19 protein-coding genes are annotated in these 22,341 nt (G+C 70.5%); 5 read left to right on the top strand and 14 right to left on the bottom strand.

The window, feature by feature from the left end:
- Positions 1–746 precede the first annotated feature (746 nt).
- Positions 747–1,757, top strand: coding sequence for a tryptophan--tRNA ligase (gene trpS / locus ACFQ7F_RS26405; RefSeq protein WP_383274845.1), 1,011 nt, complete (start codon positions 747–749; stop codon positions 1,755–1,757).
- Positions 1,758–1,816: 59 nt separating this feature from the next.
- Here the strand turns inward: trpS and proC are convergent, their stop codons facing one another.
- The 5 genes from proC to ACFQ7F_RS26380 form a co-directional block, all read right to left on the bottom strand.
- Positions 1,817–2,629 (bottom strand): pyrroline-5-carboxylate reductase, encoded by an 813-nt coding sequence (proC, locus tag ACFQ7F_RS26400; RefSeq protein ID WP_383274842.1) that lies wholly within the window; start codon positions 2,627–2,629, stop codon positions 1,817–1,819.
- Positions 2,630–2,717: 88 nt separating this feature from the next.
- A complete protein-coding gene (locus ACFQ7F_RS26395; protein WP_383274839.1) occupies positions 2,718–3,455 on the bottom strand; it encodes an ABC transporter permease in 738 nt (245 codons plus the stop codon).
- Positions 3,452–4,270 carry an ABC transporter ATP-binding protein gene (locus ACFQ7F_RS26390; protein WP_383274836.1) on the bottom strand — a complete coding sequence of 273 codons (819 nt, stop codon included), beginning with the start codon at positions 4,268–4,270 and terminating at the stop codon, positions 3,452–3,454. The genes ACFQ7F_RS26395 and ACFQ7F_RS26390 overlap by 4 nt, the downstream gene beginning before the upstream one ends.
- Positions 4,271–4,790: 520 nt before the next feature.
- Entirely contained in the window at positions 4,791–5,555 is a 765-nt protein-coding gene (locus ACFQ7F_RS26385; protein ID WP_383274833.1) for a class I SAM-dependent methyltransferase, read from the bottom strand.
- Positions 5,556–5,650: 95 nt separating this feature from the next.
- Complete coding sequence (locus ACFQ7F_RS26380) at positions 5,651–6,166, bottom strand: EamA/RhaT family transporter (protein ID WP_383274830.1); 516 nt, start codon at positions 6,164–6,166, stop codon at positions 5,651–5,653.
- Between the two features lie 260 nt (positions 6,167–6,426).
- Between ACFQ7F_RS26380 and ACFQ7F_RS26375 the strand changes: the two genes are divergently transcribed.
- A complete protein-coding gene (locus ACFQ7F_RS26375) occupies positions 6,427–8,736 on the top strand; it encodes a PQQ-binding-like beta-propeller repeat protein (protein WP_383274827.1) in 2,310 nt (769 codons plus the stop codon).
- A gap of 52 nt (positions 8,737–8,788) precedes the next feature.
- Here the strand turns inward: ACFQ7F_RS26375 and ACFQ7F_RS26370 are convergent, their stop codons facing one another.
- The 4 genes from ACFQ7F_RS26370 to ACFQ7F_RS26355 form a co-directional block, all read right to left on the bottom strand.
- The gene (locus ACFQ7F_RS26370) at positions 8,789–9,082 is read right to left on the bottom strand and encodes an SH3 domain-containing protein (RefSeq protein ID WP_383274824.1); all 294 of its coding nucleotides are present in this window, start codon (positions 9,080–9,082) and stop codon (positions 8,789–8,791) included.
- Positions 9,083–9,199: 117 nt separating this feature from the next.
- Positions 9,200–10,291, bottom strand: a complete 1,092-nt coding sequence (locus ACFQ7F_RS26365; protein WP_383274821.1) for an alkene reductase — start codon at positions 10,289–10,291, stop codon at positions 9,200–9,202.
- Positions 10,292–10,344: 53 nt separating this feature from the next.
- Entirely contained in the window at positions 10,345–10,995 is a 651-nt protein-coding gene (locus ACFQ7F_RS26360) for an SAM-dependent methyltransferase (RefSeq protein ID WP_383274818.1), read from the bottom strand.
- Between the two features lie 19 nt (positions 10,996–11,014).
- Complete coding sequence (locus ACFQ7F_RS26355; RefSeq protein ID WP_383274815.1) at positions 11,015–12,547, bottom strand: MFS transporter; 1,533 nt, start codon at positions 12,545–12,547, stop codon at positions 11,015–11,017.
- 134 nt (positions 12,548–12,681) lie between these two features.
- Between ACFQ7F_RS26355 and ACFQ7F_RS26350 the strand changes: the two genes are divergently transcribed.
- A complete protein-coding gene (locus tag ACFQ7F_RS26350) occupies positions 12,682–13,254 on the top strand; it encodes a helix-turn-helix domain-containing protein (RefSeq protein WP_383274812.1) in 573 nt (190 codons plus the stop codon).
- A 114-nt stretch (positions 13,255–13,368) separates the two neighbouring features.
- Here the strand turns inward: ACFQ7F_RS26350 and ilvD are convergent, their stop codons facing one another.
- The 4 genes from ilvD to ACFQ7F_RS26330 all read right to left on the bottom strand — a co-directional run bounded on the left by ilvD (position 13,369) and on the right by ACFQ7F_RS26330 (position 17,940).
- Positions 13,369–15,222: a dihydroxy-acid dehydratase gene (ilvD, locus tag ACFQ7F_RS26345; RefSeq protein WP_383274809.1), complete on the bottom strand. Its 1,854-nt coding sequence runs from the start codon at positions 15,220–15,222 to the stop codon at positions 13,369–13,371.
- Between the two features lie 162 nt (positions 15,223–15,384).
- A complete protein-coding gene (locus ACFQ7F_RS26340; protein WP_383274806.1) occupies positions 15,385–16,029 on the bottom strand; it encodes a TetR family transcriptional regulator in 645 nt (214 codons plus the stop codon).
- Complete coding sequence (locus tag ACFQ7F_RS26335) at positions 16,026–16,850, bottom strand: sugar phosphate isomerase/epimerase family protein (protein ID WP_383274803.1); 825 nt, start codon at positions 16,848–16,850, stop codon at positions 16,026–16,028. The genes ACFQ7F_RS26340 and ACFQ7F_RS26335 overlap by 4 nt, the downstream gene beginning before the upstream one ends.
- 157 nt (positions 16,851–17,007) lie before the next feature.
- Positions 17,008–17,940, bottom strand: a complete 933-nt coding sequence (locus ACFQ7F_RS26330; protein WP_383274800.1) for a Ppx/GppA family phosphatase — start codon at positions 17,938–17,940, stop codon at positions 17,008–17,010.
- Positions 17,941–18,011: 71 nt separating this feature from the next.
- On the opposite strand from ACFQ7F_RS26330, the gene ACFQ7F_RS26325 reads away from it, so the two are divergent.
- On the top strand, positions 18,012–18,863 hold the full coding sequence (locus ACFQ7F_RS26325) for a hypothetical protein (protein ID WP_383274797.1): 852 nt from the start codon (positions 18,012–18,014) through the stop codon (positions 18,861–18,863).
- Positions 18,864–18,945: 82 nt separating this feature from the next.
- Here the strand turns inward: ACFQ7F_RS26325 and ACFQ7F_RS26320 are convergent, their stop codons facing one another.
- Positions 18,946–20,670: a hypothetical protein gene (locus tag ACFQ7F_RS26320; protein ID WP_383274794.1), complete on the bottom strand. Its 1,725-nt coding sequence runs from the start codon at positions 20,668–20,670 to the stop codon at positions 18,946–18,948.
- Positions 20,671–20,868: 198 nt separating this feature from the next.
- Here ACFQ7F_RS26320 and radA point away from each other — a divergent pair, with 198 nt between their 5' ends.
- Positions 20,869–22,278 carry a DNA repair protein RadA gene (gene radA, locus ACFQ7F_RS26315; protein ID WP_383274791.1) on the top strand — a complete coding sequence of 470 codons (1,410 nt, stop codon included), beginning with the start codon at positions 20,869–20,871 and terminating at the stop codon, positions 22,276–22,278.
- Positions 22,279–22,341: the final 63 nt, after the last annotated feature.

Below are 22,341 nucleotides of genomic sequence, written 5' to 3'. Positions count from 1 at the left end.
TGGCGTTGACTTTTGGCACGCTGTTGAGTTCTCAAGGAACGGACGCTTCCTTTGTACTCACCCTCTCGGGCTTTCCTCCGGGCGCTTCCCTTCGGCGTTTCATTTTGTCTTGCTGTGTTTCGTTCTTGCGTTTCCGACTCTATCAGACTCTTTCGTGTCCGATTTCCCTCGGCGCCTTTCAGGTTTCCGCTCCGGCCTTTCGGCTTTCGCGTTTCCCTTTCCGGCGAGTCCGACTCTACCAGATCCTTTCGGGCCTGATTCCCAGTCAGCGGGGTTTGTCTTCCCGGCTGTTGGGCCGTTCCGACGAGTGAGACTTTAGCGGAATCCTGGCTCCCGATCCAAATCGGGGCGTCCTTTCGAACGCGGATTCCTCATTTCGCAAAAGCGCATGAAAACGAGCAGACGACGGGACATCGAAGATGACACGTCATCGATCGTTTGAATGGTTCTGTTCTTGCGGAATGGCTGCCCGGGGACCGACCAAGGGTCGACGCTCACGTCGGGCAACTCGGAGAACACTACGTACGCGGTCTGGGCGTGTCAACCCTGGTCCGTGCCGTCCCTCGCTCGCTACTGTAGGAGGCGTGACAACGCATGCGCACACCCAGCTGTGGTGGGCCGCCTGACGGCGGCCGTACACACGCATGTACTCAACGGCTGCCGACTCGGCGGCCGTTCTTGTTTCTCCCCCTGGAGGACCCGGAGCCCGGTCGTCGGGCCGGTGGTCCTGACCAGGAGGTGGAGAGATGACGAGGATCTTCAGCGGGATCAAGCCGACGGGGCATCTGACCCTGGGGAACTACCTGGGCGCCGTGCGCCAGTGGGCAGAGGTTGATCAGCACCGCGCCGAGTCGCTGTTCAGCATCGTCGATCTGCACGCCCTGACCGTGGATCACGATCCCGGTCGGGTGCTCAGGCTCAGTCGACAGGCGGCGACGCTGTTGCTTGCGGCGGGGATCGATCCCGAGCGGGCCACCGTGTTCGTACAGAGTCATGTGGACGAGCACGCCCGGCTCTCGTATCTGCTCGAGTGCGTCGCGACGGACGGCGAGATGCGGCGGATGATCCAGTACAAGGAGAAATCCGCGCTCGAGCGGGCCCGCGGCGGGAGTGTGCGGCTTTCGCTGCTCACCTATCCCGTGCTGATGGCGGCGGACATCCTGGCGTACGGGGCGGACCAGGTGCCGGTCGGTGACGACCAGGTGCAGCACGTCGAGCTCACCCGGGATCTGGCGGTGCGGTTCAACCAACGGTACGGCCATACGTTCGTGGTGCCGCGGGCCACGTATCCCAAGGTGGCGGCCAGGGTCATGGATCTGCAGGATCCGATGTCGAAGATGGGGAAGTCCGGCGGTGCCGGGGCCGGGATCGTCTATCTGCTCGACGAGCCGGACGTCGTGCGGAAGAAGATCCTGCGCGCTGTCACGGACAGCGGGAGCGAGGTCGAGTACGACCGGGAGACCAAGCCGGGTGTCTCGAATCTTCTGGAGATCCTGGCGTCCTGTGAAGGCGGGAGTCCTGAGGGCTTGAGCGGTGTGTATGAGACCTACGGGGCTTTGAAGAAGGACACCGCTGACGCCGTGGTGGAGATCCTGCGGCCCCTGCAGGAGAAGCACAAGGAGCTGGTCGCCGATCCCGCGTATGTGGATGAGGTGCTGCGGCGGGGGGCCGAGCGGGCCAGGGAGATGGCCAGGCCGACGGTGGACACCGCCTATCGGGCGATCGGCCTGCTGCCGCCGGTGAGCGAGGTGCCGTAGGCAGGGGCCGTGGGGGCGTGGGGGGGGGCGCGGATACTGCGCGCCCCCCGGCGCGGACGTCAGCTGTTGTTGCCGGAGGCCAGTTCGCGGCTGCGGTCGCGGGCTGCTTCGAGGGCGGCGATGAGGGCTGCTCGTACGCCGTGGTTCTCGAGTTCGCGGATGGCGTTGATCGTGGTGCCCGCCGGGGATGTGACGTTCTCGCGGAGCTTGACCGGGTGTTCGCCGCTGTCGCGGAGCATCACGGCGGCGCCGATCGCGGCCTGGACGATGAGGTCGTGGGCCTTGTCGCGGGGCAGGCCGAGGAGGATGCCCGCGTCGGTCATGGCTTCGACCAGGTAGTAGAAGTACGCCGGTCCTGAGCCGGAGAGGGCGGTGCAGGCGTCCTGCTGGGTCTCGGGGACGCGCAGGGTCTTGCCGACGGCGCCGAAGATCTCCTCGGCGTGGGCGAGGTGCGCCGCGGTGGCGTGGCTGCCTGCCGAGATGACGGACATGCCTTCGTCCACGAGGACCGGGGTGTTGGGCATGACGCGGACGACGGGGGTGCTGTCGGCGAGGCGCTCCTCGATGAAGGAGGTGGTGATGCCGGCGGCGGCGCTGATGACCAGGCGGTCGGAGGTGATGTGGGGGGCGAGTTCGTCGAGGAGGCGGCCCATGTCCTGCGGCTTGACGGCGAGGATGAGGGTGCCGGCCTGCTTGGCGGCCTCCGCGTTGCTGACGGGGTCGACTCCGTAGCGGGTGCGCAGTTCCGCGGCGCGTTCGGAGCGGCGGGTGGTGACCACGAGGTCGGCGGGGGCCCAGCCTGCCCGGATCATTCCGCTGAGGAGGGCTTCGCCGATCTTGCCGGTGCCGAGGACTGCGACGGGCTGGGGCATGTGTGGGTCACCCTCCGGGTGCGGTTCAGCGGGTCGATCTGGGGTCGATCTGGGGTCGTTCTGTTCGGGTCATCCTCGCATTGGTGGGTCAGGCCGTGCGGCGGCGGAGGGTGGCGGCGCCCAGGGCGAGGACGAGTACGGCGCAGCCCGCGACGATCACCGCGTCGCGTACGAAGTCGCCGGTGACGGAGGGGTGGCGGAGGACTTCGTTCATGCCGTCCACGGCGTACGACATGGGGAGGACGTTCGAGATCGATTCGAGGACCGGCGCCATCTTGTCGCGTGGGGTGAACAGGCCGCAGAGGAGGAGCTGGGGGAAGATCACCGCCGGCATGAACTGGACCGCCTGGAACTCCGAGGCCGCGAAGGCGGAGACGAAGAGGCCGAGGGCCGTGCCGAGCAGGGCGTCGAGGAGCGCGACCAGGAGCAGCAGCCAGGCGGATCCCGTGACGTCGAGGCCGAGGGCCCACAGGGCGAGGCCGGTGGCGAGTACCGACTGGATGACGGCGAGGAATCCGAAGGCGAGGGCGTAGCCCGCGATGAGGTCGCCCTTGCCCAGTGGCATCGCGAGGAGGCGTTCGAGGGTGCCGGACGTGCGTTCGCGGAGGGTGGCGATGGAGGTCACCAGGAACATCGTGATGAGGGGGAAGATGCCGAGGAGCGAGGCGCCGATGGAGTCGAAGGTCGCCGGGCTGCCGTCGAACACGTAGCGCAGGAGCAGCAGCATCACGCAGGGGACGAGCAGCATCAGCGCGATGGAGCGGGGGTCGTGGCGGAGCTGTCGCAGGACACGGGCCGCGGTGGCGAGGGTGCGGTGGACGTTCATCGGTGGCTCCCGGTGGAGGGGGTGGTGCTTCCGGTGGGGGCGGTGGTGTCGTGCTGGGCGGCGACGGCCTCGTCGACCAGGTGGAGGAAGGCCGCTTCGACGGTTTCGGAGGCGGTACGGGTGCGCAGGGCGTCCGGGGTGTCGTCGGCGAGGAGCTCGCCCTCGCGCATGAGGAGGAGGCGGTGGCAGCGTTCGGCCTCGTCCATGACGTGCGAGGAGACGAGGATCGTGGTGCCCCGGTCGGCGGCGATGGAGTGGAAGAGGTTCCACAGGTCGCGGCGGAGTACGGGGTCGAGGCCGACGGTGGGTTCGTCGAGCACGAGGAGTTCGGGGGCGCCGAGGAGGGCCACCGCCAGGGAGACGCGGCTGCGCTGACCTCCGGAGAGGTTGCCCGCGAGCGCGTCGGCGTGGGTCGTCAGGTCGACGTCGTCGATGACTCGGGTGACGTGGTCGTGGCGGCGCTGGGCGGCGGGGCCGCGGCCGGGGTCCAGGACGGCGGCGAAGTAGTCCAGGTTCTGGCGGACGGTGAGGTCGTCGTAGACGGAGGGGTGCTGGGTGACGTAGCCGATGCGGGAGCGGAGACCGGGGGCGCCTGCCGGGTGGCCGAGGACGTTCAGGGTGCCGGTGACTTTGGCCTGGGTGCCGACTGTCGCGCGCATGAGCGTGGATTTGCCGCAGCCGGAGGGACCCAGGAGGCCGGTGATCTGGCCCTTCGGGACGGTGAAGTCCAGGTCGCGGAGGACTGTGCGGGGGCCTCGGACGACGGTCAGGTCCATCGCCTCGATGGCGGGTGGTTCCTCGTCGATATTCATCATGTGATGATTATTGCGCGCAGGACGTCGGGGGCGTCAAGGGCCGGTGGGGGTTTTCGGGGGGTGTGACGGGGGGTGTGACCGGGAGGTGTGATGGGGGGGCGTGAAGGGGCTGGCGGACAGCGCCCGGCCGGTTGGTGCCGCGCGCCGGAGGGTGGGCGGCACTGGGCTTTCGGCGCCCTTCACGGGGGCGATGGGGCGCTCGGCTTTCGGCGCCGTCCACGGGGGCGATGAGCAACACCCGACTTTCGGCACCTCCACCGGGGCGACGAGCAGCGCCCGGCTTTCGCCACCCCCACCGGGGCGATGAACAGCGCCCCGGCTTTCCGCGCCCCCCATCGGGGCGACGAGCAGCGCCCGGCTTTCGCCACCCCCACCGGGGCGATGAACAGCGCCCCGGCCCTCGACACCCGCACCAGGGCGACGGGCGCTCGGCTCCCGGCGCCCCCCACCGGGGCGGTGGGGCAGCGCCCCGGCCTTCGGTGGCCTGTGAGCGGTGGCAGTTGCTGGCGTACGGGGAGGGTCAGGAGTCGTCGGGGCGGGTCGCCAGGAGTAGGTCGGTCACGTAGCTCTCCTGCGCCATCCCGTCCGGGAAGACCTTCAGGAGCTCCGTGCGCTCCTCGGCGAGGAAAGCCGCCGTGCGTTCCGCGCCGAGAACCAGGAAGGCCGAGTGGCTGCCGATGTTGGCGAGGTGGGAGTCGAGAGGAATGCGGCGGCTCCAGCGGACCCGGTCCCGGCGGAAGTCCAGGGCCTTCGTCAGCTCGCTCGTCCGGTCCGCGGTGCGTTGCGCGCCGTCGTCGAAACCCAGGCAGCGGGCGATCCTCGCGTCCTGCGCGGCGATCCACTCCAGCTCGGGGTCCGCGATGTTCCACCACAGGGCGAGCGCGCCGCCGGGGCGCAGCACGCGGACGGCCTCCGGGACGGAGCGTTCCTGGTCCGTCCAGTGCCAGGCCTGGGCGTACGTGACGAAGTCGGCCGAGCCGTCGGCGAACGGCAGGCTGTCGCCGTCGCCCCGCACCAGGGGCACGGTCGGCAGCGTGCGGCGGAACTCCCGTGCCATTCCCTCGCCCGGCTCGACCGCGACGACGTGGGCCCCGCGGTCGGCCAGGAGGGTGGTCGCGATGCCCGTGCCGGCGCCGACGTCGAGGACACGGGCGCCGGTGAGGGGGCGGCCCGCCAGGTTCTCGACGGCGTCGAAGAGGGCGGGTGGATAAGAGGGGCGGTGGGCCGCGTACTGGGCGGCTGCCGCGTTGAAGGAGTGAGCGCGGCGCGAAGGGGCTGCAGTCATGCGGTTCAGTCTCGACCCATGGCCCCGGGGCGCGTCACTCCTTTACTCCGCCACTCCTCTACTCCGCCACTCCTCCCTGCTTCACTCCGTGCCGTTCAGGCCTTTTTCTTCTTCCGGGACGGGTTGCCCGTACGCCGTGACGTGCGCTTCGCGTACTGCTCGCGGGCCGCCTCGTACTCCTCGCGGTGAAGCTGTTCGCCGGGGGCCTCGGTCAGGGAGCGGAAGAAGTACGCGAGGAGGACGCCGACGAAGCCGATCGTCATGAGGCCGCGCATCGACGACTGGGACGCGGGGTCGTGGCGGCGGGTGAAGCCCTCCCAGGCGCGGCGGAAGGCGATCGCGCTGCAGATCGAGAACATGATGAGGACCAGGAAGTTCACGAACGCCCCCACGTCCGCGACCGCCATGCCCTCGTACGCGAAACGCAGCACGAAGCAGCCGGCCGCGGCGGCGAGCAGCGATCCTGCCGCGACGCCCGCGCGGCGCGCGCCGTAGCCGTTGTCGTGGCCGACCCAGGTCGTGCCGAAGAAGCGGAGGGGCTCGGGCTGCGGGCCTGGGGCCGTCGTGGCCGTCGCCGCCGTGCGGTCGGGGGTGCTGGAATCTGCGCTCACCCGTCGAGTATCGCCCGGGGCGGCCGCGATGCATGCGGGTGCGGGTCGGCGGAGGCGCGTGGCGGCGCAGACGCGTGGCGACGCGGGTGTGGCGGCGTGAATACGCGGCGGAGTGGGTGCGTGGCGGTCCGTGGGCAGGCTCGCCCTATTCGTCCCCCGCCTTGCCCTGCCCTACCACTTGGCGGCTACTTTGTGAGGCAGGGATAAAAAAACGGACCCATGCGGGAACTGATGCACGGGAGGACCGGGAGGTCGGGAGAGTGTCGCTCCGCGGAGGTGACCCAGCTGAGATCGGCGGCTATCCGCTCGAGGCACGGCTCGGCTCGGGCGGCATGGGCACGGTCTTTCTGGCACGTACGGCATCGGGTCGCCCTGTCGCGATCAAGCTGATCCACCAGCAGTTCGCCGGGGACGAAGAGTTCCGCATCCGTTTCCGGCAGGAGGTGGCGGCGGCGCGGCGGGTGAGCGGCGCTTTCACCGCGGCCGTGGTCGACGCGGACCCGGAGGCCGAGTATCCGTGGATGGCGACCACCTATATAGAGGGGCGCACGCTCGCCCAGCGCATCGCTGAGACGGGCCCGCTGACCGGCCCGGACCTGCGCACACTCGCCATCGGCCTGACCGAGGCCCTGCGTGACATCCACCGCGTGGGCGTCGTGCACCGCGACCTGAAGCCCTCGAACGTCGTGCTCTCGCCCGAGGGCCCGCGCGTCATCGACTTCGGCATCTCGCGCGCCGCGGACCAGCAGACGCTGACGATGACGGGGCGGGTCATAGGTACGCCGCCGTTCATGTCGCCTGAGCAGTTGCAGGCGCCGCGTGGGGTCGGGCCACGGTCCGACGTCTTCTCGCTGGGTACGTTGCTGGTGTACGCGGCGACGGGGCAGGGTCCTTTCGACGCGGACAGCCCGTACATGACGGCGTATCAAGTCGTGCACGAGCCGCCGGAGTTGGATGCCGTACCGGCCGCCCTGCGCGTGGTGGTCGAGCCGTGCCTGGACAAGGACCCGGACGCGCGCCCGTCGGCGGACCAGTTGCTCGAGCGGCTGCGGGACCTGCCGGGCGAGCTGGGGGACGCGGCGTCGGGGGTGGAGGGCAGTTGTACGCGGGACACGCATACGCAGCATCACCGGTCCACGGGTTCCGGGGCCGGGGGCGGTGCGGGTGCCGGGACCGGGGGCGGTGCGGGTGCCGATACCGGTGACAGTGGCGGCGTCACCCAGGCGGTCGACGGCTCGCGTGAAGGCACCCTCGTCGGCCGCGGCTCGCGCCGCCGTTGGCGCCCCGTGCTCGCCACGGCCGTCGCCGTGGCCGTGCTCGGGGGCGGGATCGCCACGCTCCAGCTCCGCTCGTCCGACGCCCCCTCCGGCGACGGCAGCGGCAAGGACAGCAAGGTCGCGGCGGCCGAAGCGCCCCTGCCCGACGGCTTCCGGCCGTGGCGCACGACCGTGCCCAACGAGCGCGGCATCCCGGACGAGGTGCGCTGCGTACCGCGCAAGGACGCGTTGTTCTGCGGGGGCGGCGGGGTCGTCGCGACCCGGCTTCGGATCTCCGACGGCAAAGAGGTCTGGAAGGTGAAGAGCCCCGGCGTGCCCACGCAGGGCATGCACATCGTGGGCGCCACCAACGACACCGTCCTCGGCTACCGCCTCCCGCCGGAGGGATCGGGGCAGACGGAAAAACTGGTGGCCCTGGACGCCGACACCAGCAAGGAACTGTGGTCCCGGCCGATCAGCGGCCAGTCGACGGCCGTCGCCGGGCGGACGAACGACGCGGTCCTGTCCGGCTCGACCGTCCTGTCCGTCGACACGGGCCGTACACGGGTCGAGGCCAGGGACGCGCGCACCGGACGCACCCTCTGGTCGACGCCGTTCCCCGCGGGCTCGGAGTGCACGCCGGTCGCGGCCGGTCAGCGGATGTACGCGATGTGCGCGCCGGCCGCCGAAATCGCGAACGTCGACGTGCGCCACCCCGCCTTCCACACCGTCGACCTCAATTCGGGGACGTTCGGCAAGGGCATCGCGGTCCAGGGGCCTGTGCACCCGATCGGTGTCGACGAGGGCAAGCTCGTACTCCTTCACCAGCGGATGAACGGGCCCGAGTTTCTCGGCTACGACAAGGCGCTGCGGGTCGACCCGGACAGCGGTCGCGTCGCGTCCCGGCCGCTGAAGAAGACGTACGACGGGACGCCCGGCATCGTGGACGGCACCGTCTACTTCGCCGAGCCGACCGGGCGGATCAGCGCGGTGGATCCCGCGACCGGCCGCCAGAAGTGGTCGCGGCAGACGAGTGTGGAGGGCGCTTCGGGGCCGGTTCTCGCGGGGGCTGGAACCGAGGCTGGGGCTGGGGCTGGACGCGCTCTGTACTTCAGCTCCGCCAGCGGGCGGGTCGTCGCCCTCTCCACGCGGAGCGGCAAGCCGCTCTGGAGCACGGGGCCGCGGGCGGACGGGCTCACCGGTGACACGAACGCGAGTCCGCGGGTCGCGGTTTCGGGCCGTGTGGTGGTTGTGGCGGCGGCCGAGAACACGGTCTTCACGTTCGACGCGACGAAGCCGCCGAAGTCCGAGTGAGCTGACTTCGGCGGCTTCCGTGGTGCGTGGTGCGTGCGTGCCGGGCTGTGGCTCAGCAGCGGGGTGCCACGTAGCCGCTGCTGCCCGTGCGGACGTACGTGTCGGAGACGTAGCGGCCGCTGCCGATGCGGTCCCAGAGCTTCGATGTGCCGGTCGGACCCGTGACCTTCTCGCCCGGCTTCTGGCAGAGGATCGTCACTCGGGCTCCTGCCGAGAGGCTGCCCACCTTGCCGTACGACGTGCCCGGCCCTGAGCGGACGTTGACGTCCGCGACGATCGGGTACGACGTCGCCGCCGCGGCTTCGATCTCTTCCGCGGACTCTGGTGCGATGACGTTCTCGCTCATGCTTCTCTCCCCCGTGAAGCGGCGGCTCCGGGCCGCCCTTGGCATGTTCGTCACTGGGTGGACGCGAGGGCGGGGTGGGGTGGTTGCGGTGGTTGGTCTTCTTTACCCGGGCTCTCGTCACATGGACGGATAAGGGGACGGATACATGGACGGGTAGTCGGTGTAACCGCGGTGGTCGCCGCCGTAGAAGGTCTTCATGTCGGGCTGGTTCAGGGGTGCCTGGGTCTGCCAGCGCTGTACGAGGTCGGGGTTCGCGATGAAGGCTCGGCCGACGGCGACGAGGTCAGCCTGGTCGTCGTCGAGGAGGGCCTGGGCGATGGCGGCGTCAGTGACCGGGTCCCAGCCGTTGCTGACGATGCGAGAACCGGCGAAGCGGTGGGAGAGGTCCTCGATGAGGGGCGTGACGGGGTCTCCGATGGTGTGCAGATAGGCCAGGCCCATGGTGGAGAGGGCGTCCACGAGCGTGCGGTAGGTGATGGCGGTGTCGTCCGTGTCGTCCTCGATGGCGCCGTGGAGGTTGATGGCGGGTGAGATGCGGATGCCGACGCGCTCGCTGCCGATGGCGTCGGAGACGGCCTGGGCGACCTCGATGACGAAGCGGGCGCGTGCCTCGGGGGTGCCGCCGTAGGAGTCGGTGCGCTGGTTGGTGTTGGGGGCGAGGAACTGGTGGAGCAGATAGCCGTTGGCGGCGTGGAGCTCGATGCCGTCGAGTCCGGCGTCGACGGCGGCCCGTGCGGCGTGGGCGTATTCGTCGATGACGGAGGGGATTTCGTCGGTGCGCAGCGCTCGGGGGGTGGGGTGGGGCTGGGGGCCGGTGGCGGTGAACATCTCGCCGGGTGCGGCGATGGCGCTGGGGGCGACGGTTTCGGTGTGGTGCTTGTTGTCGGGGTGCGAGATGCGTCCGGCGTGCATGATCTGCGCGACGATGCGCCCGCCGTGCTGGTGGACGGCGTCGGCGACGGTGCGCCAGGCGGCGGTCTGGGCGGGGGTGTGCAGGCCGGGTGAGTTCATGTACCCCTGGCCCACGGTGCTTGGCTGCACGCCTTCGGTGATGATCAGCCCGGCGGTGGCTCGCTGGCCGTAGTAGGTGGCCATGAGGTCGGTCGGTACGCCGTCGGGGGTGGCGCGGTTGCGGGTCATGGGTGCCATGACGATGCGGTTGTTCAGTGTCCACTTGCCGACGGTCACCGGTTCGAAGAGGTCTGCCATGGAGGGCTCCTGTAAAGACAGTGGGGTGAGGTGGGGTGGGGTGCGGTGGGTTCTCAGGTGCGCCGGACGGCGACGACGGTGTCGGTCACGGTTGCTTTCCGGCCGTCAGGGCCTGTCGCCTCGCGCTCGGGGGACGCCAGGCGGGCGGGGGTGAACCGGGCGGGGTCCAGGGCGAGTTCGTCGAAGATTCCCTCGGGGCGGGGGAAGCGGGTGTCGGGGTCGGTGTTCCAGGCCCAGGGGCGCACCGAGCCGTGGTCGACGAGGAGGAGGAGCCCGCCGGGGGTGAGGGCGTGGGCGGCCCGGCGCAGGACGTCGGTGCGGGGCAGGTCGTAGGGGGTCTGGAGGTACTGGGCGCTGACGAGGTCGAACGTCCCGGTGGGAAAGGTTTCGGCGAGGTCGTGCTGCTGGGCGCTCACGCGGTCGGCGACGCCTGCGCGGGCTGCGTGCCGGGTGACGCGTCGCAGTGCGGTGGGAGCGATGTCGACGGCGGTGACGTGCCAGCCGTGGGTCGCGAGCCAGACGGTGTCGCCGCCTTCGCCGCAGCCCAGGTCCAGGGCCCGTCCGGGCGGGGTGAACTGTGCGGCGGTTTCGGCGAGCACCGGGTTGGGGTCGCCCTTCCACACGGCGTCCTTGCCGCGGTAGAGGTTCTCCCAGAACCGTGCCGCATCGGCAGGGGCCTGATCTCCTTGGGTGGGGTCGTTCATCGGGGTGGCGCCTTTCCGGTCAGTGGGTGGGGGCAGCGGGCAGTGTGTCCGCGGGGGTCTTGGGCGTTTTGGGGGTCCTGGGTGTTTTCACCAGGACGGTCAGGGCGAGGGCGGCTGCGGCCAGGAGGGCACCGGCGACGATGAACGCGATGCGGTAGCCGTGCAGGAAGCCCTGGAGCTGCAGGGCGCGGGATGCTTCGCCGCCGGCCGGGGTGCGGGGGTCGAGGTAGCCGGTGACGGCGGCGAGGTAGAGGGTGTTGAGGAGTGCCGGGCCGAGGGCCGCGCCGATCGGCTGGCTGGTGGTGAGTGCGGCGCTGGCGACTCCGGCGTCGCGTGGGTCGACGCCGGACAGCGCGACGTTGGGGCCTGCCATGAAGAACAGGCCCAGGCCCACACTCACGAGGATCTGGGTCGGCAGGACCTCCCCGGTGTAGCCGGATGCGCTGTCCAGGCGGGTGAGCCACAGCAGCCCTGCCGTGGCCAGAGCGGTGCCGGCGACCATCGGGAGCTTCGGGCCGAAACGGGTGACGAGGGGCGCGCCGAGTGTGGTGGTGGCGATGATCCCGGCGCTGAAGGGCAGGAAGGCGATGCCGGCCTGCAGCGGCGTGTAGTGGAGGTTGACCTGGAGGAAGTACGTCATGAAGAGGTTCATGCCGAACATGCCTGCGCCGATGAGGAGGTTGGCCAGGAACACTCCGGCACGGTTGCGTTCCATGACTACCCGCAGCGGCAGCAGAGGGTGGGCGGTGCGGCGTTCCACGAGCACGAACGCGGTGAGGAGCAGGACTGCGGCCGCCAGGACGATCACTGTGGCGGGAGCGGTCCAGCCTCCGCCGTCGGCGGCCCGGGTGAAGCCGTAGACGAGGGCGACAAGACCACCGGTCACCAGCAGAGCGCCGGGAAGGTCGTAGTGCCGGTCGCCTGCGGCGCGGCTCTCCCGGACGGAGAGCCGGGCGGCGAGAGCCACGGCCAGGGCGATGGGGACGTTGATGTACATGCACCAGCGCCAGCCCGCGTACTCGGTGAGGACACCGCCCAGGAGAAGCCCGACGGCTCCTCCCCCGCCCTGGAACGCGCCGAAGATCCCGAATGCCTTTGCACGTTCCTTGGGGTCGGTGAAGGCGACGGTGATGAGGGAGAGCGCCGCGGGTGCCAGGAGCGCGGCGAAAGCACCCTGCAGGGCGCGTGCGGTGAACAGAGTGCCCGGGTCGGGCGCCAGACCCCCGAGCATGGACGCCGCCGCGAAGCCCAGCAGGCCGATGACGAGGATGCGCTTGCGTCCCGCGAAGTCGGCGATGCGCCCGCCGAGGAGCAGCAGTCCTCCGAAGGCGAGTGCGTAAGCGGTGATCATCCATTGGCGGTCCGCGTCGCCCATCGCGAGGTCGCTCTGCGCCTGCGGCAGTGCGATGTTCACGATGGACACGTCAAGGACGACCATGAGGGTGGCGACCGACGCGACGATCAGCGCCATCCACCGGCGGGGATCCGGCGCATCCGCATCCGGGGCATCCGCATCCGGGGCCTTCCCAGCGGTGCGGGCGGGAGTAGACATCGGCAGCTCTCCTGAGCGATGAGGGGCGGGATTGCCTCGGTGAGCCACGAGGTGCGTGGCTCACGTCGCCAGGAGAGTGCGACCGAGCCCCGAAAAGTTGCAATCCTTCATGCCGGTTCAGCAAGATGCGGTGCATGGACGAATTCGAGAACGTGCTGGCCGGCGTCGGCCCCCGGCTGCGGGACCTGCGCCGCCGGCACGCCATCACGCTGGCCGCCCTCGCCGAACTCACCGGGATCTCGGAAAGCACGCTCTCCCGCCTGGAGAGCGGCGGCCGCAAACCCAACCTGGAACTCCTGCTGCCCCTGGCCCGGGCCTACAACGTCCCGCTCGACGAGCTCGTCGGCGCTCCGGAGACGGGCGATCCCCGCCTTCATCTGCGCCCCGTCACCCGCGACGGCATGACGTATGTGCCGCTGACCCGCAGGCCGGGCGGCATGCACGCGCACAAACTCGTCATCAGCCCCACGTCCGCCGAGCCCGAGCTCCGGACACACGAGGGCTATGAATGGATCTACGTCCTCAACGGCAGGTTCCGCCTCCACCTCGGCGACCGCGTCCTGGTCATGACGCCGGGGGAAGTCGCGGAATTCGACACCCACGTCCCGCACTGGCTCGGCTCCGACAACGACCAGCCGGTGGAGCTGCTTGTCATCTTCGGCAAGCAGGGCGAGCGCGCCCACCTGCGCGCCCGCCCCGCCTCCTGAGGTCTGACGGTGCTCTTGCCGATCCGGCAACCCCACGACGGGCTGAAACGACGTTGGACCGGGCTGGATGTATCCAGCCCGGTCCAGCGATCGAACACCGTCAAAAGGTGGGCGCTAGCCCAGCTTCGACACGTCCCGCACCGCGCCGCGGTCCGCGCTCGTGGCCATCGCCGCGTACGCCCGCAGTGCCGCCGAGACCTTGCGCTCGCGGGACTTGGGGGCGTAGACGCCGCCGAGGGCGTCGCGGCGGGCCGTCAGCTCCTCCTCCGGGACGAGGAGTTCGATGCCGCGGTTCGGGATGTCGATGCGGATGCGGTCGCCGTCCTCGACCAGGGCGATCGTGCCGCCGGACGCCGCCTCGGGTGACGCGTGGCCGATCGACAGGCCCGACGTACCGCCGGAGAAGCGGCCGTCCGTGACCAGGGCGCAGGCCTTGCCGAGGCCGCGGCCCTTCAGGAAGGAGGTGGGGTAGAGCATCTCCTGCATACCGGGGCCGCCCTTGGGGCCCTCGTAGCGGATGACGACCACGTCGCCTTCCTTGATCTGCTTCTTGAGGATCTTGTCGACGGCCTCTTCCTGCGACTCGCAGACCACGGCGGGACCCTCGAACGTCCAGATCGACTCGTCGACGCCCGCCGTCTTCACGACGCAGCCGTCCTCGGCGAGGTTGCCCTTGAGGACCGCGAGGCCGCCGTCCTTCGAGTACGCGTGGGCCATGTCCCTGATGCAGCCGCCCGCGGCGTCCGTGTCCAGGGTGGCCCAGCGCTTCGACTGGGAGAAGGCGGTCGCCGAGCGCTCGCAGCCCGGGGCCGCGTGCCACAGCTCGACGGCCTCGTCCGACGGAGAACCGCCGCGCACGTCCCAGGTCTCCAGCCAGTCCTTGATGGACTGGGAGTGGACCGTGTGCACGTCCTCGTTCAGGAGGCCGCCGCGGTACAGCTCGCCCAGGATCGCGGGGATGCCGCCGGCGCGGTGGATGTCCTCCATGTAGTACGTGCCGCCGGGCGCGACGTTCGGGGCGACCTTGGCCAGGCAGGGGACGCGGCGCGAGACCTCGTCCATGTCGGCCAGGGTGTAGTCGAGCTCGGCCTCCTGCGCGGCGGCGAGCAGGTGCAGGATCGTGTTCGTGGAGCCGCCCATGGAGATGTCGAGCGCCATGGCGTTGTCGAAGGCGGCTCGCGTGGCGATGTTGCGCGGCAGGACCGAGTCATCGTCGCCGTCGTAGTACCGCTTGGTGATCTCGACGACCGTTTCGCCCACCCGCTCGTACAGCGCCTTGCGGGCGGTGTGCGTGGCGAGCACCGAGCCGTTGCCGGGGAGGGAGAGGCCGATGGCCTCGGTCAGGCAGTTCATGGAGTTGGCCGTGAACATGCCGGAGCAGCTGCCGCAGGTCGGGCAGGCGTTCTCCTCGATGCGGAGGATGTCCTCGTCCGAGACGCTCTCGTCGACCGCGTCGCTGATCGCGTTGACCAGGTCGAGTTTTCGGACGGTGCCGTCCACCAGGGTGGCCTTGCCGGCCTCCATCGGGCCGCCGGAGACGAAGACCGTCGGGATGTTGAGGCGCAGGGCCGCGTTCAGCATGCCGGGGGTGATCTTGTCGCAGTTGGAGATACAGATCAGGGCGTCGGCGCAGTGCGCCTCCACCATGTACTCCACGCTGTCCGCGATCAGGTCGCGGGAGGGCAGCGAGTACAGCATGCCGCCGTGGCCCATCGCGATGCCGTCGTCCACCGCGATCGTGTTGAACTCGCGCGGGATGGCGCCCGCCGCGACGATCGCCTCGGAGACGATCCGGCCGACCGGCTGCAGGTGGGTGTGGCCCGGCACGAACTCGGTGAAGGAGTTGGCGACGGCAATGATCGGCTTCCGCCCGATGTCCGCGCCGGGTACACCGGAGGCACGCATAAGGGCGCGTGCGCCCGCCATGTTGCGGCCGTGGGTGACTGTGCGGGACCTGAGCTCGGGCATCGTCGCTCGCTCCTTCTGAGATCTCAGAGACATAGGAATCGACTGTTTTCGAGGGTACGCCGACGCTCCACGATCTGGACAGCCCGTCCGAATAATGGGACGACTGTCTCGGTGAGCGGCCGACCGCATGAGGTGGGCGACGACAAGAGGTGGCCGACGGGATCAGGGCCCCGTCAGATGCCCCTGCACCACCGGTGCGATCCGCGCGATGATCGCCTCCGGGTCGGCGGAGGCCAGCGGCTCCACCTGGATCACGTACCGCAGCATCGCCGTGCCCACCAGCTGCGCCGCCGCCAGTTCCGCCCGCAGCTCCGCGTCAGGCTGGTCGATCCTGCGCGCCACCCTGCTGAGCAGTTGCGCCGCGATGAGGCGGCGGAAAACGGCCGCCGCCGTGTCGTTGTTCACCGCCGAACGCACGATCGCGAGCAGCGGTACGCGGGTCGCGGGGTTCTCCCAGACGCCGAAGATGAAGCGGGTCAGGCGCTCGCCGACGCCGTCGAGCGGGCCCTCGTCGATCGCCGCGGGCGCGTCGAGCGCGGGCGCGAAGGCCACCGCGATCGACGACTCGAAGACCTGCTCCTTCGTACCGAAGTAGTGGTGCACGAGCGCCGAGTCCACCCCGGCCGCCTTGGCGATCCCGCGCACGGACGTCTTCTCGTACCCATGGGCGGAGAACTCGGTGCGGGCCGCCTCCAGGATGCGGTCGCGCGTCGCGGGGCCCTCGGCGGACTGCGTACGGGAAGGACGTCCCCTGCGGCGCGGAGCCGCACCGCCCTGTGCCGCACCGCCCTGTGCCGCCTTGGTCACGACCGGGGCACCTTCACCGCGGACGCCAGATGCAGCCGCGTATAGGCGAGGGCCTCGGCGAGGTCCGCCTCGCGTTCGGCGCTGGACATCGCGCGTCGCGTATTGACCTCGATGACGACGTGCCCGTCGAAGCCGCTCGTCGCGAGGCGCTCCAGGAGTTCGGCGCACGGCTGGGTGCCGCGGCCCGGCACCAGGTGCTCGTCCTTGGCGGAGCCCTTGCCGTCGGCGAGGTGGACGTGCCCGAGGCGGTCGCCCATGCGGTCGATCATCTGCATCGCGTCCGTGCGGGCGGTCGCGGTGTGGCTGAGGTCGACCGTGAAGTGGCGGTAGTCCTCTTTGGTGACGTCCCAGTCGGGGGCGTAGGCGAGCATCTCGCGGTCGCGGTAACGCCACGGGTACATGTTTTCGACAGCGAAGCGGACGTCCGTCTCGTTCGCCATGCGCCAGATGCCGTCGACGAAGGCGTTCGCGTATCCACGCTGCCAGCGGAAGGGCGGATGGACGACGACGGTCGACGCGCCGAGCTTCTCGGCGGCGGTCTGCGCGCGCTGGAGTTTGACCCAGGGATCCGTGGACCACACGCGCTGCGTGATCAGGAGACACGGCGCGTGGACGGCCAGGATCGGGATCTGGTGGTAGTCGCTGAGTCTGCGCAGGGCCTCGATGTCCTGGCTGACGGGGTCGGTCCACACCATGACCTCGACACCGTCGTAGCCCAGACGTGCGGCGATCTCGAAGGCCGTCGCCGTCGACTCCGGATAGACCGAGGCCGTCGACAGGGCGACCTTCGCATCCGGGATGCGCACCACTGGTTCTGCCACGAGGGACAGCGTACGGGCCTCGCATCGGCACCGGGGAGGTGGTCTCCCACACACCCGAGTCCTATGTGACGTATGTCTACTGGCGGGGAGACACGCGCCTACGCACTGTCGAGCGCGGTTGTGCCCTGACTACCGCCGGCTATCGCCGACTACCGCCCTATGACGTCGGAAGATGGTCCAGCCTGCGCAGGATCACGCCCTCGCGCAGCGCCCACGGGCAGATCTCAAGGGTCTCGACGCCGAAGAGATCCATCGCACCCTCGGCGACGAGCGCTCCCGCGAGCAGTTGCCCGGCCCGCCCCTCGGAGACTCCGGGCAGTTCGGCGCGCTCCTCGGCCGTCATCGCGGCCAGTTGCGGGACCCAGTCCTCCAGAGACTTCCGCTTCAGTTCGCGCTGTACGTAGAGGCCGTCGGCGGAGCGTGCGGCGCCCGCGAGTCTGGCCAGCTGCTTGAACGTCTTCGACGTCGCCACGACGTGGTCCGGGGCGCCGAAGCGGCTGAACTCCCCCACCGTGCGGGCAATCTGGGCGCGCGCGTGCCGCCGCAGCGCCTTCACGTCGGCGAGGTCCGGCGGATCCTGGCTCAGCCAGGAAGACGTCAGACGGCCTGCGCCGAGCGGCAGGCTGACCGCCGCGTCCGGCTCCTCGTCGATGCCGTACGCGATTTCGAGGGAGCCGCCTCCGATGTCGATGACCAGGAGCTTTCCCGCCGACCAGCCGAACCAGCGGCGGGCGGCGAGGAAGGTGAGGCGGGCCTCCTCCGCGCCGGTGAGGACCTGCAGATCGACGCCGGTCTCCTCCCTGACCCGGGCCAGGACCTGATCGGCGTTGCTCGCCTCGCGCACCGCGGAGGTCGCGAACGGCAGGAGGTCCTCCACGCCCTTGTCCTCCGCGGCCTCCATCGCGTCACGGACGGTGGCGACCAGGAGATCGACGCCTTCGGGGCCGATAGCCCCGGCGTCGTCGAGGAGTTGGGCGAGGCGCAGGTCCGCCTTGTGCGAATACGCGGGCAGCGGGCGCGCGCCGGGGTGGGCGTCCACCACCAGCAGATGCACCGTGTTCGAACCTACGTCCAGGACACCGAGTCTCATATACGGAACGCTACTGCGCGTACGGCTGTCGCTGGTCCTCGGACCGGGTACCGCGCGCATACCCTGGAGACGTGCCAAAGACGAAAAAGGCGAAGACCGACAAAACGAAGCCGAAGAATAAGTCGGGGAAGCCGGAGAAGCCTGCGAAGCCGGGTAAGCCGGGTAAGGCGCAGCCGGACGAGAAGGGCCTCGACTTCGCCCGCGCCTGGGTGGAGTTCCCGGATCCCGCGGACGACGAGCAGGTCTTCCGCTGCGATCTGACATGGCTGACCTCTCGGTGGAGCTGCATTTTCGGCAGTGGCTGCCAGGGCATCCAGGCGGGCCGGGCGGACGACGGCTGCTGCACGCTGGGCGCGCACTTCTCCGACGAGGACGACGAGAAGCGGGTCGCCGAGTCGGTGGCGCGGCTCACTCCTGATATCTGGCAGCACCACGACATCGGTACGGAAACCGGCTGGGTGGCGACGGACGACGACGGCGAGCGCCAGACCCGCCCGTACAACGGCTCCTGCATCTTCCAGAACCGCCCCGGTTTCGCCGGGGGCGCGGGGTGCTCGCTGCACATCCTGGCGCTGAAGGAGGGGCGCGAGCCGCTGGAGACGAAGCCGGACGTCTGCTGGCAGTTGCCGGTCCGGCGGACGTACGAGTGGATCGACCGGCCCGATGACACGCGCATCCTGCAGGTGTCCATCGGGGAGTACGACCGGCGGGGCTGGGGCTCCGGTGGCCACGATCTGCACTGGTGGTGCACGTCGGCGACGTCGGCGCACGGTGCCGGTGACCCGGTGTACGTGTCCTATCGGCCCGAGCTGACGGAGCTGATGGGCAAGGAGGGCTACGACCGGCTCGCGTCGCTGTGCGAGGAGCGGCTCGCTTCTCAGCTGCCTCTGCTTGCGCCGCATCCGGCGGATCCCTCTCGCTGAAATCCGGCTGGGCCGTGTCTTGCGTGCCGTCATCACCGGCTCCGCCGAGTTCGTCCTCAAGCGCCGGACGGGCTGAACTCGCCTAGCCCTCGCTCGGGCTCGGGTCGCCGCTGTCGTTGGGCGGCGGTGTCGAGTTGCCCGGGTCCGACGGGGTCGGGGTCGGGTCCGGGGTGGTCGGGGTCGGGTCCGGGGTCGACGGTGTCGGGTCCGGGGTCGTAGGGGTCGGCCTTGGCTTCGGCGGAACCGAGGTCGGCCTGGGGCCGGGATGTGTCGGGCGGCCCGATCCGTTGCCGTACCCGCCGATCGAGATGATCGCCCCCGAGGGGGCGATGGAGATGCGTGCGCTCCAGTGGCCCGCCGGCTCCCGCGCACGGTCGACGTACACCCGGATCGTGGCCGTCTGCCCTGGCGCGAGCGTCCCGGACGACCGGCTCAGGTTGAGCCAGGACACCCCCGCGCTCGCCGACCAGTGGACCGGCTCGCCCCCTGACGCGGAGAGCGTGATCAGTGTCGTACCGCGGATCGACTGCGCCTGGACGGTGAGGCGTCCCGCGCCGGTCCCCGAGCGGGACGGCGGCGATCCGGCGCTGATGACCTCCACGGAGACGTCCGGCGAGTGGCTGCCCGCGGTGAAGCGGGGGTCGGGCGGGGTGTCGGCGTTGCCCGCGTTCTCGTAGTCCTCGCGCCTGCGGTCGCCGTTCACCGCGTCGGACCCGGACTCGCTCGCGCTGACCGAGCGGCCGTCCTGGCCCTCGCCGGTCAGCGGTGCCCCGCGATACGCCGCCCAGAGCGCGAGCACCGGCGCCGCCACCACGGTGGCGACGACCGTCGTCGTCACGGCACGCGCGCGCATCCGGTCGCGGCGGGCGGCATGGTCCTTGGGGTCCATCGGGAATCCGCGCCGGTCGAAGCGCGGACCGCCGCCCCGCGCGCGCGGGACATGCGCCATCGCCACGTGCACGGCGGCCCGCGGGGCCTCGATGACGGGCAGCGCGGCCGGGGACACCGCTGTGCCGGGCCAGGCCCCTGCTCCGGCGCGCTCGGCGGTGAGGCGGCAGCGCGGGCAGTCGTCGACGTGCCGGACGAGCTCGCGGCGCAAGGCCGTGCCGAGGAGGAGTTGGTTGTCGCCGGTGAGGCGGGCGACGATCGGACAGGTGCCGGTCTCCACGACGGCGAGCGCGGCCCGGGTGCGCTCCACCTCGCAGGCGGCGGATGCGAGGAGGTCGCGGGTCCTTGCGACGTCCATCCCGATGACCGCGGCGACCTCCTTCGGGGAGAGCTGGTGGCGCACGGCGAGTTCCAGGGCCTCGCGCTGCTCGGGCGTCGTGCCCGCGGCCTCCGGCCAGGCCAGCTGGGCGAGTTCACGGCGACGCTGCCGCTCCGTCTCGTCCGGCGGCGCCGCGGACTCGCCGGACTCGCCGGACTCGGCGGACTCGCCGGGCTTCGGGACCCGGGCGGCCGATCCGGAGGCGTGCGCGCCCTGCCGTTTGCGCTTGGCGTCGGCGAGGGCGCGCAGGCAGACCCAGCGGGCGAGTGCGTACAGCCAGGACTTCAGTTCGGCCTCGCCGGCGGGGCCACGTGAGCCGCGGCGCTCGGCGACGGCGAGCACGTCACCCAGGGCGGTGGTCGCGGCGTCGTGATCGCAGAGCACGGACAGGCAGTACGTGAACAGGCCGTCCAGACAGGGCTCATAGCGTGCGGGGGGCGCCTGGGGCACCGAGCGGGGCACAACGCGCTGGCGCGCGTCTCGATGCGCCCGGTGTGCGCCGGTTGCTTGCGTGGGGGTTTCCGGCCTGCTGCTCATCACCCGTGCGAAGTTAGGCGGATGATGGCGGGGCCTTCCTCCACCTTGAGCACATTTAATCCTTACGGGTGAACAGATCCCTCAAAAGGGGACAGGAATCCGTGATTCCGTGACTGCTCCCGTGGTTGCTTCCGTGGCTCCCGCCCCGGGCGGACCGGATCGCGTGCGCCACTGTCAGTGGTGCCCGCTACGGTTCGGTTCATGGCCACCCGTACGAAGTCCGGCAAAGACCGGCCGTCCTATCGCTGCACCGAGTGCGGCTGGCAGACGGCCAAGTGGCTCGGCCGCTGCCCCGAGTGCCAGGCCTGGGGGACGGTCGAGGAGTACGGCGCGCCCGCGGTCCGCACCACGGCCCCCGGCCGTGTCACCTCGTCCGCCCTGCCCATCGGCGAGGTCGACGGCCGCCAGGCCACCGCGCGCTCCACCGGAGTGCCCGAGTTCGACCGCGTCCTCGGCGGCGGCCTCGTCCCCGGCGCCGTGGCGCTCCTCGCGGGCGAGCCGGGCGTCGGCAAGTCGACGCTGCTCCTGGACGTCGCGGCGAAGTCGGCGAGCGACGAGCACCGCACGCTCTATGTGACCGGCGAGGAGTCGGCGAGCCAGGTCCGACTGCGCGCCGACCGCATCAAGGCCATCGACGACCACCTCTATCTGGCGGCGGAGACCGATCTCGCCGCCGTTCTGGGTCACTTGGACGCGGTGAAGCCGTCCCTCCTGATCCTCGACTCGGTCCAGACGATCGCGTCCCCGGAGATCGACGGGGCGCCGGGCGGCATGGCCCAGGTCCGCGAGGTGGCGGGCGCGCTGATCCGCGCCTCCAAGGAGCGCGGCATGTCCACGCTCCTGGTCGGCCATGTCACCAAGGACGGCGCGATCGCGGGACCCCGCCTCCTTGAGCACCTCGTGGACGTCGTCCTGTCCTTCGAGGGCGACCGCCACGCGCGCCTGCGTCTCGTCCGGGGCGTCAAGAACCGTTACGGGACGACGGACGAGGTCGGCTGCTTCGAACTGCACGACGAGGGCATCACCGGCCTCGCCGACCCCAGCGGCCTCTTCCTCACCCGCCGCACGGAGGCCGTCCCCGGCACCTGTCTGACGGTCACGCTCGAAGGCCGCCGCCCCCTGGTCGCCGAGGTCCAGGCCCTCACCGTCGAGTCCCAGATCCCTTCCCCCCGCCGCACCACGTCCGGCCTTGAGACCTCTCGCGTCTCGATGATGCTGGCCGTCCTGGAGCAGCGCGGCCGCATCACCGCCCTGGGCAAGCGCGACATCTACAGCGCGACGGTCGGCGGAGTGAAACTCTCCGAGCCGGCCGCCGACCTCGCGATCGCCCTCGCCCTGGCCAGCGCGGCGAGCGACACCCCGCTGCCGAAGAATCTCGTCGCGATCGGCGAAGTGGGCCTGGCGGGGGAGGTCAGACGGGTCACGGGGGTCCAGCGCAGACTGTCCGAAGCGCACCGTCTGGGCTTCACCCACGCCCTCGTTCCGGCCGACCCGGGCAAGGTCCCGCCCGGTATGAAGGTCATCGAAGTCGCCGACATGGGGGACGCGCTGCGGGTTCTTCCGACGTCGCGTCGCAGAGAGGCCCCACGGAAGGACGAAGAGCGCCGGTAGACTTTGCCCTGGTCTCGCCCATCCGTACGAAGCAGTCGTGTGGACCGGGGCTGGGACAACCCG

This window comes from Streptomyces sp. NPDC056486 (assembly GCF_042795295.1).
In the GTDB taxonomy this organism is placed as follows: domain Bacteria; phylum Actinomycetota; class Actinomycetes; order Streptomycetales; family Streptomycetaceae; genus Streptomyces.
Note: the sequence above shows the minus strand (reverse complement) of the source record. Positions and strands in the feature narration are given on the sequence as shown.

What these genes read in the sequence shown, in the direction of transcription:
- trpS (WP_383274845.1), top strand. Translation starts at nt 747, where the DNA reads ATGACGAGGATCTTCAGCGGGATCAAGCCGACGGGGCATCTGACCCTG.
- proC (WP_383274842.1), bottom strand. Translation starts at nt 2,629, where the DNA reads ATGCCCCAGCCCGTCGCAGTCCTCGGCACCGGCAAGATCGGCGAAGCC.
- ACFQ7F_RS26395 (WP_383274839.1), bottom strand. Translation starts at nt 3,455, where the DNA reads ATGAACGTCCACCGCACCCTCGCCACCGCGGCCCGTGTCCTGCGACAG.
- ACFQ7F_RS26390 (WP_383274836.1), bottom strand. Translation starts at nt 4,270, where the DNA reads ATGATGAATATCGACGAGGAACCACCCGCCATCGAGGCGATGGACCTG.
- ACFQ7F_RS26385 (WP_383274833.1), bottom strand. Translation starts at nt 5,555, where the DNA reads ATGACTGCAGCCCCTTCGCGCCGCGCTCACTCCTTCAACGCGGCAGCC.
- ACFQ7F_RS26370 (WP_383274824.1), bottom strand. Translation starts at nt 9,082, where the DNA reads ATGAGCGAGAACGTCATCGCACCAGAGTCCGCGGAAGAGATCGAAGCC.
- ACFQ7F_RS26365 (WP_383274821.1), bottom strand. Translation starts at nt 10,291, where the DNA reads ATGGCAGACCTCTTCGAACCGGTGACCGTCGGCAAGTGGACACTGAAC.
- ACFQ7F_RS26360 (WP_383274818.1), bottom strand. Translation starts at nt 10,995, where the DNA reads ATGAACGACCCCACCCAAGGAGATCAGGCCCCTGCCGATGCGGCACGG.
- ACFQ7F_RS26355 (WP_383274815.1), bottom strand. Translation starts at nt 12,547, where the DNA reads ATGTCTACTCCCGCCCGCACCGCTGGGAAGGCCCCGGATGCGGATGCC.
- ACFQ7F_RS26350 (WP_383274812.1), top strand. Translation starts at nt 12,682, where the DNA reads ATGGACGAATTCGAGAACGTGCTGGCCGGCGTCGGCCCCCGGCTGCGG.
- ilvD (WP_383274809.1), bottom strand. Translation starts at nt 15,222, where the DNA reads ATGCCCGAGCTCAGGTCCCGCACAGTCACCCACGGCCGCAACATGGCG.
- ACFQ7F_RS26330 (WP_383274800.1), bottom strand. Translation starts at nt 17,940, where the DNA reads ATGAGACTCGGTGTCCTGGACGTAGGTTCGAACACGGTGCATCTGCTG.
- radA (WP_383274791.1), top strand. Translation starts at nt 20,869, where the DNA reads ATGGCCACCCGTACGAAGTCCGGCAAAGACCGGCCGTCCTATCGCTGC.